At 63.1% G+C, this 13,088-nt stretch carries 17 protein-coding genes; 10 read left to right on the forward strand and 7 right to left on the reverse strand.

Annotated features, from left to right (window positions below; genetic code table 11):
- Window positions 1-122 precede the first annotated feature (122 nt).
- The 6 genes from adk to AC07PE_RS20135 all read right to left on the reverse strand — a co-directional run bounded on the left by adk (window position 123) and on the right by AC07PE_RS20135 (window position 4,132).
- Entirely contained in the window at window positions 123-779 is a 657-nt protein-coding gene (adk, locus tag AC07PE_RS20110) for an adenylate kinase (RefSeq protein ID WP_498767717.1), read from the reverse strand.
- Between the two features lie 148 nt (window positions 780-927).
- Entirely contained in the window at window positions 928-1,680 is a 753-nt protein-coding gene (kdsB, locus tag AC07PE_RS20115) for a 3-deoxy-manno-octulosonate cytidylyltransferase (RefSeq protein ID WP_498767719.1), read from the reverse strand.
- A 4-nt stretch (window positions 1,681-1,684) separates the two neighbouring features.
- Entirely contained in the window at window positions 1,685-1,858 is a 174-nt protein-coding gene (locus tag AC07PE_RS20120; RefSeq protein WP_498767721.1) for a Trm112 family protein, read from the reverse strand.
- A complete protein-coding gene (lpxK, locus tag AC07PE_RS20125; RefSeq protein WP_498767723.1) occupies window positions 1,839-2,894 on the reverse strand; it encodes a tetraacyldisaccharide 4'-kinase in 1,056 nt (351 codons plus the stop codon). Before lpxK ends, AC07PE_RS20120 begins: the two co-directional genes overlap by 20 nt.
- A gap of 180 nt (window positions 2,895-3,074) precedes the next feature.
- Complete coding sequence (locus AC07PE_RS20130; protein ID WP_498767990.1) at window positions 3,075-3,527, reverse strand: ExbD/TolR family protein; 453 nt, start codon at window positions 3,525-3,527, stop codon at window positions 3,075-3,077.
- Window positions 3,527-4,132, reverse strand: a complete 606-nt coding sequence (locus tag AC07PE_RS20135; protein WP_036237285.1) for a MotA/TolQ/ExbB proton channel family protein — start codon at window positions 4,130-4,132, stop codon at window positions 3,527-3,529. Before AC07PE_RS20135 ends, AC07PE_RS20130 begins: the two co-directional genes overlap by 1 nt.
- A 165-nt stretch (window positions 4,133-4,297) precedes the next feature.
- On the opposite strand from AC07PE_RS20135, the gene AC07PE_RS20140 reads away from it, so the two are divergent.
- The 10 genes from AC07PE_RS20140 (at window position 4,298) to AC07PE_RS20185 (ending at window position 12,314) form a co-directional block, all read left to right on the forward strand.
- On the forward strand, window positions 4,298-4,573 hold the full coding sequence (locus tag AC07PE_RS20140; protein WP_498767725.1) for a hypothetical protein: 276 nt from the start codon (window positions 4,298-4,300) through the stop codon (window positions 4,571-4,573).
- 823 nt (window positions 4,574-5,396) lie between these two features.
- On the forward strand, window positions 5,397-6,758 hold the full coding sequence (xseA, locus tag AC07PE_RS20145) for an exodeoxyribonuclease VII large subunit (RefSeq protein WP_498767727.1): 1,362 nt from the start codon (window positions 5,397-5,399) through the stop codon (window positions 6,756-6,758).
- 107 nt (window positions 6,759-6,865) lie between these two features.
- On the forward strand, window positions 6,866-7,444 hold the full coding sequence (locus AC07PE_RS20150) for a superoxide dismutase (protein WP_498767729.1): 579 nt from the start codon (window positions 6,866-6,868) through the stop codon (window positions 7,442-7,444).
- 117 nt (window positions 7,445-7,561) lie between these two features.
- Entirely contained in the window at window positions 7,562-7,873 is a 312-nt protein-coding gene (locus tag AC07PE_RS20155) for an ArsR/SmtB family transcription factor (protein WP_498767731.1), read from the forward strand.
- A 9-nt stretch (window positions 7,874-7,882) separates the two neighbouring features.
- On the forward strand, window positions 7,883-8,362 hold the full coding sequence (locus tag AC07PE_RS20160; RefSeq protein WP_498767733.1) for an arsenate reductase ArsC: 480 nt from the start codon (window positions 7,883-7,885) through the stop codon (window positions 8,360-8,362).
- A gap of 9 nt (window positions 8,363-8,371) precedes the next feature.
- Window positions 8,372-9,652, forward strand: coding sequence for an arsenic transporter (locus tag AC07PE_RS20165; RefSeq protein WP_498767735.1), 1,281 nt, complete (start codon window positions 8,372-8,374; stop codon window positions 9,650-9,652).
- 15 nt (window positions 9,653-9,667) lie between these two features.
- On the forward strand, window positions 9,668-10,384 hold the full coding sequence (arsH, locus tag AC07PE_RS20170) for an arsenical resistance protein ArsH (RefSeq protein ID WP_498767737.1): 717 nt from the start codon (window positions 9,668-9,670) through the stop codon (window positions 10,382-10,384).
- Window positions 10,385-10,393: 9 nt separating this feature from the next.
- Complete coding sequence (locus tag AC07PE_RS20175; protein WP_498767739.1) at window positions 10,394-10,615, forward strand: Rid family hydrolase; 222 nt, start codon at window positions 10,394-10,396, stop codon at window positions 10,613-10,615.
- A gap of 234 nt (window positions 10,616-10,849) precedes the next feature.
- The gene (locus AC07PE_RS20180; RefSeq protein WP_498767741.1) at window positions 10,850-11,470 is read left to right on the forward strand and encodes a PEP-CTERM sorting domain-containing protein; all 621 of its coding nucleotides are present in this window, start codon (window positions 10,850-10,852) and stop codon (window positions 11,468-11,470) included.
- A 157-nt stretch (window positions 11,471-11,627) separates the two neighbouring features.
- Entirely contained in the window at window positions 11,628-12,314 is a 687-nt protein-coding gene (locus AC07PE_RS20185; protein ID WP_498767743.1) for a response regulator, read from the forward strand.
- Here the strand turns inward: AC07PE_RS20185 and AC07PE_RS20190 are convergent, their stop codons facing one another.
- Window positions 12,315-13,064 carry an SDR family oxidoreductase gene (locus AC07PE_RS20190; RefSeq protein WP_498767745.1) on the reverse strand — a complete coding sequence of 250 codons (750 nt, stop codon included), beginning with the start codon at window positions 13,062-13,064 and terminating at the stop codon, window positions 12,315-12,317. It abuts the gene before it with no gap.
- Window positions 13,065-13,088: the final 24 nt, after the last annotated feature.

Genomic DNA, 13,088 nt, shown 5'->3' on the forward strand with positions numbered 1-13,088 from the left:
CAGGCCGCCAGGAGAGCCTGACAAACCCTCATGGCTGCGTTGCATCGTCTCGCCGTACTAACGTACTGTCTTCGACGATGCGCCTTGCCCTGAGGGTTTCTCTGGCACTCCTTTGAAATGGCTTACTCGGCCAGCGCAGCGAAGGCCGCTTCGCGCACCTGATCGACCGGGCCCACGCCCGAGATCTTGCGGTATTTCGGTGCGCCAGGCAGGCCCGACTGCGCCCACTTGTTGTAGTAGCCGAGCAGCACTTCGGTCTGGTTGTGGTACACGGCCAGACGCTTCTTGACGGTCTCTTCCTGGTCGTCGTCACGCTGGATCAGCGGTTCGCCGGTGACGTCGTCCTTGCCTTCCACTTTCGGCGGGTTGAACTTGACGTGGTACACGCGGCCCGAAGGCTGGTGGGTGCGGCGGCCGGTCATGCGCTCGACGATCATCTCGTCCGGCACGTCGATCTCCAGCACGTAATCGATGTTGACGCCGCTTTCCTTCATGGCGTCGGCTTGCGCGATGGTGCGCGGGAAACCGTCGAACAGGTAACCGTTGGCGCAATCGGCGTCCTTCAGGCGCTCCTTCACCAGGCCGATGATGATGTCGTCCGACACCAGCTGGCCTGCGTCCATCACCTTCTTCGCCGCCAGGCCCAGCTCGGTGCCTGCCTTGATGGCGGCGCGCAGCATGTCGCCGGTGGAGATCTGGGGGATGTTGTATTTTTCTTTAATGAAATTCGCCTGGGTGCCTTTACCGGCGCCGGGGGCTCCTAACAGAATGAGACGCATGAAGGATTTCCTAAAAGGTGTTGATGCATATTTGACTAGCTGGATACGAAAGTTACCACAAAAGCAGCGTCCAACGCCACTGCGGGGGAGCGATCGCAGGGGCTGCTTGAGCTGGCGCAGACCGTATCCGAGGATATTTCTAACCGGATCAAGACGCGAAGTAAGAACGCACCTGCTCCAAGTCTTCCGGGGTATCGACGCCGGCGGCCGGCGCACTGTCGGTCACGTGCACGGCGATCGGCACGCCATGCCAGAGGACGCGCAGCTGTTCCAGCGCTTCGATCGTCTCCAGCGGCGACGGTTCCAGCTGGGGGTATTGCTGGAGGAAGGCGTTGCTGTAGGCATACAGGCCGATGTGACGCAGCGGAGTATATCCAGACGGCAATTGTTCGCGGTTTTGTGCGAAAGCGTCGCGGTGCCAGGGAATAGCGGCGCGCGAAAAATAGAGAGCCCGGCCCAGTTTGTCGAGCACGACCTTGACCACGTTCGGGTTGAAGGCGTCCGCGGCATCGTGCAGAGGATGGGCGCAGGTGGCCATCGGCACGTCGAGGCCGATGCGGGCAGCACAGGCGGACAGCAGGGCCGGGTCGATCAGCGGCTCGTCGCCCTGCAGGTTGACCACCACCGCGTCGTCAGGCAGCCCGAGGGTGCGCGCGACTTCGGCGATGCGGTCGGTGCCGGACGGGTGGGAGGCAAGCGTCATGCAGGCTTCGATGCCGTGCGCGGCGCAGGCGGCAAGGATGTCGGCGTGGTCGGTGGCGACCACGATGCGGGCCGCGCCCGATTCCTTCGCACGCTCGGCCACGCGCACCACCATGGGCTTGCCGCCCAGGTCGGCGAGCGGCTTGTTCGGCAGCCGCGTCGAAGCCAGGCGCGCCGGGATGATGACGACGAAGCTCATGGCGTCAGATCGACGGCTCGACCTTGCGGGCCTGGTCGGCCCACATGATCGGGATGCCGTCGCGGATCGGATAGGCCAGGCGGTCCGGGCGGCAGATCAGTTCCTGCGCTTTCTTGTCATATTCGAGCGGTCCCTTGCACAGGGGGCAGACCAGGATATCAAGCAGTCGGGCGTCCACGACATTTCTCCACGATTTGAGCGGCCAGCGCAGGATCGATTTGCGCGGTGACCGGGACGACCCACAGGCGCGGGTCGTTGTTCAGATGTTCAAGTTGCCGACATTTTACTGCATCCTTCTCGGTCACCAGGATGAGCTCGGCATCCAGGCCCTTGAACGGGTCGTCGAGGAAGTCGTGGTGGTCTGGCAGCGGCAGTTCCTGGAACTGCAGGCCGGCCGCCTTCAGCATCGCGAAGAAGCGCGACGGGTTGCCGATGCCGGCGGCGGCCACGATGCGCTTGGTGGCGATTGTCGTCGCCATCGTCCCGGCCAGTGCGGACAGCGGCAGGCGCTGCTGGGGGTCGCGCAATTGCTCGGCATATTCGCCCGCCAGCTGCATCCGGTAGGGCCGGCCGCCGACCGCCAGCGCCAGCGCAGGCGTCAGCTCGGGTGTGTTCACCACCGTGAAGTCGCGCCGGCGCGAAGGCGGCTCGCGCAGCGGCCCGGCAGGCAGGGTCCAGCCGTTGCCGACGCCGCGGCCATCGAACAGCACCAGCTCGACGTCGCGCTGCAGGGCGTAGTGCTGGAGGCCGTCGTCGGTCACCAGCACGTTCACCTCGGGATGGCGTTCCAGCAGGTGGCGGCCGGCCTGGGCACGGCGTCGTCCGACCACGACCGGGCAGCCGGTACGGTTTGCAATGAGAAGGGGCTCGTCACCGACCTCGCGCGCGCTCGCGCCTGGCACGACTTCGCGCGGACCGCTGTCCCCTTCCCCGCCGTGGCCGCGCGAAATGACGCCCGGCTTCAGGCCGGCGGCGCGCAGCTGCTCGACCAGCCAGATGGTCAGTGGGGTCTTGCCGGTGCCGCCGATGAAGATATTGCCGACCACAATGACCGGCACGGGCAGGCGCTCGGACTTCAGGATGCCGGTGCGGAACAGCGCTACGCGCAGGGCCGCCAGCAGGCGGAACAGCAGAGATAGCGGCCACAGGGCGAGGGCCAGGGGGCCGCGGCGCAGCCAGGCACGGGTGAGTGTGGATTCGAGGGATGAAGCCATGAGAAAAACGTTAGCTTGTAAACGTCGTTCCCGCGAAAGCGGGAACCCATACTGAGCAACAGAATTCGGTATGTCGGAAGCTGTTTAACGCTTCAGACGTACGAACTTCGAACACTCAGCATGGATTCCCGCCTTCGCGGGAAGTCGAGCCGGGCAATGCCCGGCTTGACGAGTCACTTGTTACTTCTGCCCGCCGCTCTGCGCCGCAAACGTCAGCTTGTCATACCCGGCCATCCGTGCTGCTTCCAGCACATTGATCACCATCTGGTGCATGGCGAACTGGTCGGCATTCACGATGATCACCGGATCCTTGGCCGGGCTCGCCAGCGGCTGGCCGTCCGGGCCGGTCGCGGCAGCATGCTTGAGGTCCTCGGCCAGGCCGGCCACGCCGTGGAAGGACACCGGCACATTGTTCACGGTGTAATTACCCTTGGCATCGACGGTGACGTTGATCTCGAAGGGCTTGTCGATCGCCTTCTCGGCGTCGGCGGTCGGCAGGGTGATCTGCAGCTCGGTGAACTTGCTGTAGGTGGTGGTGACCATCAGGAAGATCAGCACCACGAGCAGCACGTCGATGAACGGGATCAGGTTGATCTCCGGATCCTCGCGCTTGCGGCCGCGGCGAAAGTCGATCATTTGCGGGCACCGTGGACGACGTCGACGAATTTCACCGCCTGCAGCTCCATGTCGATGATGAAGCTGTCGACCAGCGCGCGGAAGTGGCGGTAGAACACCAGGGCCGGCATTGCGATCGCCAGGCCGAAGCCGGTGTTATACAGGGCCACTGAGATGCCGTGCGCCAGCTGGGCCGGATTGGTGCCGGAGGCGTTCTGGGCGCCGAAGATCTCGATCATGCCGACCACGGTGCCGAACAGGCCCATCAGCGGCGCCAGCGAAGCGATGGTGCCCAGCGTGGTCAGGAAGCGCTCGAGCACGTGGGCCACGCCCCTGCCCGCCTCTTCGATCGACTCTTTCATGACGTCGCGCGGGGCGTCGACGTTGCGCAGCGCAGCCGCCAGCACGGCGCCCAGCGGCGAATTGGTCTGCAGCTTGTCGATGATGTCCGGCGTGACCTTGCCGCTGCGATAAACCTGGATGACTTCGTCGAGCAGCTGGCGCGGCAGGATTTTCTCGCGGCGCAGGTAGATCAGGCGTTCGATGATCAGCGCCAGTGCGATGATCGAGGCAATCAGCAACAGCCAGATGGGCCAGCCGGCGGCTTGGAGAATGGCGAGCAAAAGTAACTCCTGGATGGGTAAAAAAACAAGGCGGAAACGAATTGCGCAATGTAACGTGTTGCCAGCTTTGCGGCAAGTAGAGTTCTGCACACTTTCTGTGGATAAAAGTGTGCGCAAGAGGCTTTACGATAGGAAAGATACTTGATTCTTAAAGGATATTTTTCCATGCGTAAAAACTTGGCAGGCACCGCAGTAGGTTTCCCAAGCACAACAAACACAGGTTCAGCGGTGCGGACTTGCCCACAATTTCTGTGGATAAATTTGTGCGGATTGAGCTTTCCTCAAGGTAAGTTATTGATTTTATTGATGGAAATTTTCCCGATGAAAATTTTGGCAGTTCAAGCGCCGGAGAACGCTGCTGCGGCCCAGCCCGCTTCTTCACAATTTTTGTGGACAAAATTGTGCGCAAACGCACATATTCTCCATAACGTATTGATTTAAAACAAAATAGTTCTAGAGCCCGTTTTTTAGGCAGCCGGGGTTACACGCATTGCTGCCCGGCTTTGCACACAAACTGTGGAAAACAATGTGAGCAAGACTGCTTGTCAGATCTCAAGCCCTTGAATCCAAAGAGAAAAGACAAGCCAGCCCAAATTTTAGGCAAACACCCTGTCCAGTCGCCCGCTTGCATGACAGGTAATGAACGCGCCACACTGGTATAGTCCGATCCCTGACGAAAATCGAAGAGGGGCTGCGCACCTGCTATTCGTGGCCAGCGCCGGACTCGATCGCGACTAGCCGAGGGACTTGTCCCCATTACCTCCTCTTCTTCACAAATTTTGTGGAAAAGATTGTGAGCAAGGGCCTTGATCAAGATCAAAGTCTTTGAAAGTAAAGGAAAAATTACCGCTGCAGCATTTTTAGGCAGGGCCTGACTTATGCACTTGTGCACGGTTCAAGTGCCCGGATGGGCCAGGTGTGCACATAAATTGTGGAAAACAATGTGCGCAAGGCCCTGAACAGCGGCCTAAGTACTTGATTGCTTTGAAAAAACACATGCATGCCTGATTTTTACGCACGGTGGATACCCTGGAGCACTTATCCACTTCCTCACAGATTCTGTGGATAAGATTGTGGCCAAGTGCCACCCGGGCACAACAAGTCTTTGATCCGTAAGGAAATTTTGTTTCTGCATCGAAATCGAGCAGCAAGAATAAGCATTAATAATCAAGCGTTTACAAAAACTATTTGTTGTAGTACCGCAGATATGGCGTCGACAATATGCAGCCATCGTTTTGTGGACAGTTCACTTTAGCCCAAGCCTATGTTTCCCCCATCCGACGCCGATCCGGCTTACGCCGCCCCACCCGTTCTCACCGTTACCGCACTCAACCAGCAAGTGGCGCGCCTGCTGGAACGCTCCTTTCCGCTGGTGTGGATAGGTGGGGAAATCTCGAACTTCACGCGCGCGGCCTCCGGCCACTGGTACTTCACGCTGAAGGACGATGCCGCCCAGGTGCGGGCCGTGATGTTCCGCGGCCGCGCCCAGTACGCCGGCTTCACGCCGCGCGAAGGCGACAAGGTCGAAGTGCGCGCCCTGGTCACCCTGTACGGCGCGCGCGGCGACTACCAGATCAATGTCGAGGCCATCCGCCGCGCCGGCGTCGGCGCCCTGTACGAAGCCTTCATGCGCCTGAAGGAAAGGCTGGGCAACGAGGGCCTGTTCGACCAGGAGCGCAAGCGCCCGCTGCCGCTGTTCACGCGCGCCATCGGCATCGTCACCAGCCTGCAGGCGGCGGCCCTGCGCGACATTCTCATTGCGCTGAAGCGCCGCGCGCCGCACGTGCGCGTGGTGCTCTACCCCGCTCCGGTGCAGGGCCAGGGCGCGGCCGAGAAGATCGCCGAGGCCATCGCCACCGCCTCGCGCCGGCAAGAGGTCGACGTGCTGCTGGTCTGCCGCGGCGGCGGCTCGATCGAGGACTTGTGGAGCTTCAACGAGGAAGTCGTGGCGCGCGCCATCAACGCGGCGTCCATGCCGGTGATCTCGGGGGTCGGCCACGAGACCGACTTCACGATCGCCGACTTTGCCGCCGACCTGCGCGCCGCCACCCCGACCGCCGCCGCCGAGCTGGCCGCGACGGCCCGCGACGATTGGATGAGCTCGCTGGAAGCGGATGCCGACGACCTGCGCCGCGCCATGGAGCGCATCCTGTCCGAGGCCAACCAGACCCTGGACAGCCTTAGCCGCCGGATGATCAGTCCTTCGGACCGGATCGCCCACCAGCGCCTGAAACTACTGGGCATGGCCAGCAGTCTGACGCATGCGGTGCGCGCGCCGGTCAACCGCAACGGCGTGCTGCTGGCCCAGCTGCAGCAGCGCTGGGCCCGCCACCTGCCGGACGTGCGCTCGCTGCGGGCCCTGCTGTCGTCGGAGAGGCGCCAGCTGGCGGCCAGCATGACGAGCCAGCTGCGCCAGCGGCGCGAGGCGCTCGGCGCGTTGTCGGCCCAGCTGGAACTGCTGAACCCGCAGCGCACGCTGGAGCGCGGCTATGCGATCGTCAGCAATGCCAAGGGCAAGGTGCTGCACTCGCCGGGCCAGATCAAGCCACGCGACACCATCGTGGTGCGGCTGGCCGAGGGCAGCGCAGAAGTCGGCGTGGCCAGCGTGCAGCCGTGGCTCGAGTAGCGGCTTGAACGAAACCAAAGCCAAACATGCAACCTTGTCGCATCCGGTTTAGAATATGCGACCGTTTCAGAAGAACGACCCGTTTCCAACCAATCAAGGAATAAGACATGGAACATACTCTGCCGCCGCTGCCGTACGCCAAGGATGCCCTCCAGCCGACGATGTCGGCTGAAACGCTGGAATTCCACTATGGCAAGCACCACCAGGCTTACGTCACCAACCTGAACAACCTGATCAAGGGCACCGAGTTCGAAAACCTGTCCCTGGAAGAGATCATCAAGAAATCGCAAGGCGGCATCTTCAACAACTCCGCCCAGGTGTGGAACCACACCTTCTTCTGGAACTGCATGAAGCCTAACGGCGGCGGCGCGCCGACCGGCCCGGTGGCTGACGCCATCAACGCCACGTGGGGCTCGTTCGACAAGTTCAAGGAAGAGTTCCAGAAGTCGGCCGTGGGCAACTTCGGTTCGGGCTGGACCTGGCTGGTGAAGAAGACCGACGGCAGCGTCGACATCGTCAACACCTCGAACGCCGGCACCCCGTTGACCACCGAGAACAAGGCCCTGCTGACCGTCGACGTCTGGGAGCACGCCTACTACATCGACTACCGCAACGCCCGTCCGAAGTTCGTCGAGTCGTGGTGGAACATCGTCAACTGGGACTTCGTGAACCAGAACTTCGCGTAATCCGCTTCGGAACACGCTGACACACAGCCCGCTTTTGCGGGCTGTGTCCGTTTACGGCCTTGTAGTCGCGCTAACAATTCGACTATATTCGAAATATAGAATCGAACGAAAGCGCGTATGGAAAACAAGGATGCAGTAACAGCCCTGGCCGCCCTCGCCCAGGAATCCCGCCTGGCGACCTACCGCTTGCTGGTGCAGGCCGGCCCCGAGGGCCTCGCTGCCAGCAGGATCGCGGAGGCGCTGAATATCCCGCCCTCCTCGCTCTCCTTCCACTTGAAGGAGCTCACCCACGCGAACCTGATCGTGCCGCGCCAGGAAGGCCGCTTCGTCATCTACGCCGCGCAGTTCGACACCATGAACGCCCTGCTCGGCTTCCTGACCGAAAACTGCTGCGGCGGCATGCCCTGCATCACGTCCTGCAAGCCCTGAAGCCCTCCCATGAACGTCCTCTTCCTCTGCACCGGCAACTCCTGCCGCTCCCTCATCAGCGAAGCCGTCTTCAACCACCTGGCCCCCGCAGGCTGGCACGCCATCAGCGCCGGCAGCCAGCCCACCGGCAAGCTCAATGTTGGCGCACTCGCCCTGCTCGCCGCCAAAGGCATCCCGACCGAGGGCTACTACAGCAAATCCTGGAACGCGCTGCCGGTGACGCCGGACATCGTGGTGACCGTCTGCGCCAGCGCCGCCGGCGAAACCTGCCCGGCCTATCTGGGCTCGGTTATGCGCACGCACTGGGGCGTGGAAGATCCCAGCCACGTCACAGGCAGCAAAGAAGAAATCGACGCCGCCTTCGAACAAGCCTATGCGATCCTGCGCGCCCGCATCGAAGCCTTCCTGGCGCTGCCGCTGGACGAACTGAAAGACGACCGCGCGAAGCTCAAGGCTGAACTCGACCGCATCGGCAGCATCGGCGCCTGAAGGACTTTCGTGCTCATCGCTTTCCTCATCTTCCTGGCCACCCTCACCCTCGTCATCTGGCAGCCGCGCGGCCTGGGCATCGGCTGGAGCGCGTCCGCCGGCGCGGCCGTGGCCCTGCTCGCCGGCGTCATCCACGTCAGCGACATCCCGACCGTCTGGCACATCGTCTGGAATGCCACCGGCGCCTTCGTCGCCGTGATCGTCATCAGCCTGCTGCTCGACAAGGCCGGCTTCTTCGAGTGGGCCGCGATGCACGTGGCGCGCTGGGGCGGCGGCAATGGCCGGCGCCTGTTCACGATGCTGGTGCTGCTGGGCGCCGCCGTGGCCGCGCTGTTCGCGAACGACGGCGCCGCGCTGATCCTCACGCCCATCGTCATCGCGATGCTGGCGGCGCTGCGCTTTTCGCCCCGCGCCACGCTGGCCTTCGTGATGGCGGCCGGCTTCATCGCCGATACCGCCAGCCTGCCGCTGGTGGTATCGAATCTCGTCAACATCGTCTCGAGCGACTACTTCGATGTCGGCTTCGCCCGCTACGCTGCGGTGATGGCGCCGGTGAACCTGGTGTCGGTGGCCGCGACGCTGGCCGCGCTGCTCTGCTTCTTCCGCAAGGACATCCCCGCCGACTACGACCTGGCCCAGCTCAAGCGCCCGGCCGATGCGATCCACGACCGCGCCACCTTCCTGACCGGCTGGTGGGTGCTGGCGATGCTGCTGGCGGGCTTCTTCTGGCTGGACGATGCCGGCGTGCCGATCAGCGCCGTGGCCGCGGTAGGCGCCGTGTTGCTGCTCGCGGTGGCGGCGCGCGGCCACAGGATCTCGACCCGCGAGGTCCTGCGCGGGGCGCCGTGGCAGGTGGTCGTGTTCTCGCTGGGGATGTACCTGGTGGTGTACGGCCTGCGCAATGCGGGACTGACCAATTACCTGACCGCTCTCCTCGACCGCTGCGCCGAACATGGCGTCTGGGGCGCGGCGCTCGGCACCGGCTTCATCACCGCCATCCTGTCGTCGATCATGAATAATATGCCGACCGTGCTGGTGGGTGCACTGGCCATCGACGCCAGCGCCGCCGAGGGCGTGGTGCGCGAGGCGATGGTGTACGCGAACGTCATCGGCGCCGACCTCGGGCCGAAGATCACGCCCATCGGCAGCCTCGCCACCCTGCTCTGGCTGCACGTGCTGTCGGCGAAGGGCATCCGCATCTCCTGGGGCGCCTACTTCCGGACCGGCATCCTGCTGACGCTGCCGATCCTGCTGGCGACCCTGTGCGCGCTCGCCATCCGTTTAAGCTGAGCCCAAGGAACCGACATGGACAAGATCTCCGACCTCCCCAACATCAAGCCCGAGCTGCTGGACCTGCCCACCCTCGACAAGCTCGAACCGGCCGGCCAAATGGACCACCCGCCGCGCATCCTGATGCTGTACGGGTCCCTGCGCGAACGCTCCTTCAGCCGCTTCCTGACCTTCGAAGCCGCGCGCATCCTGGAGCACTTCGGCGCGGAGGTGAAGATCTTCGATCCGATGGAACTGCCGATGGTGGGCAGCGTGCCGGAGACGCATCCGAAGGTGGTCGAGCTGCGCGAGCTGTGCCTGTGGTCGGAAGGCCAGGTGTGGTGCAGCCCGGAACGCCACGGCGCGGTCACCGCGGTCATGAAAAACCAGATCGACTGGATTCCGCTGGAGATGGGTGCGATCCGGCCGAGCCAGGGGCGCACGCTGGCGGTAATGCAGGTCTGCGGCGGATCGCAGTCCTTCAATGTCGTGAATACCCTGCGCCTGCTGGGGCGCTGGATGCGCATGTTCACCATTCCGAACCAGTCCTCGGTGCCGATGGCCTACAAGGAGTTCGACGAGGCCGGCCGCATGCGGCCATCGGCCTACTACGACCGCGTCGTCGACGTGATGGAGGAGCTGGTCAAGATGACGCTGCTGCTGCGCGGCCGCGCCGATTATCTGACGGACCGCTACAGTGAGCGCAACGAGCGGGCGCGCAAGGCGATCGACCGGCAGATCGAAAAGTTATAGCACTGGCACGTGCTCGACTACGTCGGCGCGGGGCTGGCTTCGCAGGGCCTGAGCTATGACGACGTCCTTTCGAGCACCGTCTACATGCAGGACCTGAACGAGTTCGCGGCCATGAACGCGGTCCACGGCCAGTACTTCAAGAAGGATCCGCCGGCCCGCGCCACGATCCAGGTGGCGCGCATCCCACGCGATGCCAGGATCGAAATCGTCATCGTCGCCGGACGCCGGTAGTCAGCTCGCCCTGCCCCGCAAGGCCTGCCGGTACACGAACTGCCGCAGGCAGCTCGCGACAAGCCCCAGTATTTATGACTGGCAGTCACAAATCCGCTGTCGAGATTCTTTACACCCGGCACCCTGGAGTGGACGCTCGAAGTTTCAAGGCTTTGATTACTCTCACAATTTTCCTGTTGGCACAGATGTTTCTTAATATCACCTTATATTTCTTTATATTAATTTAAGGCAACCATGAAATCGACCGTTTTCAACACCCTCCGCGCAGCCGCTCTGGCAAGCGCTGCCTTCGTCGCCACCAGCGCCGCCAACGCGACGCCGCTGAGCTTCGACTGGGCCGCCACCGCCACCCAGGCCAGCACGGGCGTGAACGTCGGCGACAAGATCAGCGGCACCATTACCTACGACACCACCGGTGCGGTCAAATCCAACGGCAACGCCTGGCAAGGCACCGGCTACCAGTACTACACCACGCCGTCGGTAACGACCACGGTCACGTTCGGCGGCCATACGGAAACGCTGAGTCTGTATGCCATGATCGTGAACGATTTTTCGATGTGGGGCGGCGACGAAGTGATCTTCCGCGCCAACACCTCGCCTTTCGGCGCCTTCGAGTTCGACCTGGTCGATTCCACGATGAAGGCGCTGTCCAGCCTGGACCTGCCGACGACGATCGACGGGACCGCCTTTGGCAGGACCTATTTCTCGCTCGGCAACTATCCTGACCGCTTTGTCGGCACGATCGGCAAGTTCGAGGCCTCCGCCCCGAGCGATGTGTCGGAACCGGCAAGCCTGGCCCTGTTCGGCGCGGCGCTGGCCGGACTGAGCCTTGCGCGCCGCAAGCGTATGCCCTGAACTCATGGCTCTGTAACCAGAAGAAATCCGCTCCGGCGGATTTTTTTGTTTACAAGTCGTCTTTTGTCGTGAAACTGTATCAAAATGTCCAGTCTGTACGGCAATTACGCTTTACAAGGACTTGCTCTTATACAATGCCGGCATCAAGGAGAGCATCATGTATCGTGTACTGTTGGTCGAAGACGACCCCCGCCTGGCGGAGCTCGTCACGGAATACCTGTCCAGTTATGAATTTTCGGTGGACCTCGTCACCCGGGGCGACACCGCGCTCGAACACTTCAAGCAGAGCGCGCCCGATATCGTCGTGCTCGACCTGATGCTGCCCGGCATGGACGGCATGGTCGTCTGCCGCCAGATCCGCGAGCAGTCCGAGGTGCCGATCCTGATCCTGACGGCGCGCGAAGACACCTACGACGAAGTCTCGGGCCTGGAACAGGGCGCGGACGACTTCGTCAACAAGCCGGTCCAGCCGCGCGTGCTGCTGGCGCGCCTGCGCGCCCTGCTGCGCCGGACCCAGGCCAAGGCGGCGCCGGATACCCGGGTGCTGGAATTCGGCGGCTTGCGCATCATGACCAACGACCGCAGCGTCAGCTGGCGCGGCCAGCCGTGCGTGCTCAGCAATACCGAGTACAAGCTGCTGCTGGTGCTGGCCGAGGCGGCCGGGCGCGTGCTGTCGCGCGACGAGCTGCTCAAGAAGATGCGCGGCATCGAGTTCGATGGCCTGGACCGCAGCATCGACAACTGCATCTCCAAGCTGCGCAAGAAGTTCGACGACAACCTGTCGGAAAAGATCAAGACCGTGTGGGGCGAGGGTTACCTGTTCTCGCCCTCGGCCTGGAACTGATTATCTGCCGCCCGAACAATCGATGAAGCTTCCCGTCGTATAGGAAGCTTCATCGGACAACAGCCACAGGACGGCGCGCGCCACCTCCTCCGCTTGCCCGCCCCGCCCCATCGGCACCGAGCCTTGCAGGCGGTTGACGCGTCCCGGCTCGCCGCCGCTGGCGTGCATCTCCGTATCGATCAGGCCGGGCCGCACGCCGTTCACACGGATGCCTTCGTTCGCCACTTCCTTCGCCAGCCCGATCGTCAGCACGTCCAGCGCCGCCTTCGAGGCCGCGTAGTCGACGTACTCGCCGCTCGAGCCCAGCACGGCGGCGCGCGAGGAGACGTTGACGATCGCCCCGCCGCTGCCGCCCTGCTTCGTCGACATGCGCCGCACCGCTTCGCGTGCGCAGATGAAACTGCCGGTGACGTTGGTGGCGAAGATGCGCTCGATGCGCGCCGCATCCATCTGCTCGACCCGCATCTGGCGCGCCAGGATGCCGGCGTTGTTGACCAGGGCGTCGAGGCGGCCGCAGCGCGCGTCGATCTCCGCGAACATGCGCATGACCTCGTCTTCGCGGGACACGTCGGCCTGCACGGCGAAGGCGCTGCCGCCGGCGTCTTCGATGGCGCGCACGAGCTCCATGGCGGCATCGAGGCCGGAACGGTAGTTGATGCAGACTTGGTAGCCGCGCTGCACGGCCAGCAGCGCGCAGGCGGCGCCGATGCCGCGGCTGGCGCCGGTGATGAGGATGGTCTTTTTAGTCATGCGCTCAAGAATAGCGCATGGTGC

It is taken from the genome of Telluria sp. GW821-FHT07G12 (genome assembly GCF_059418525.1).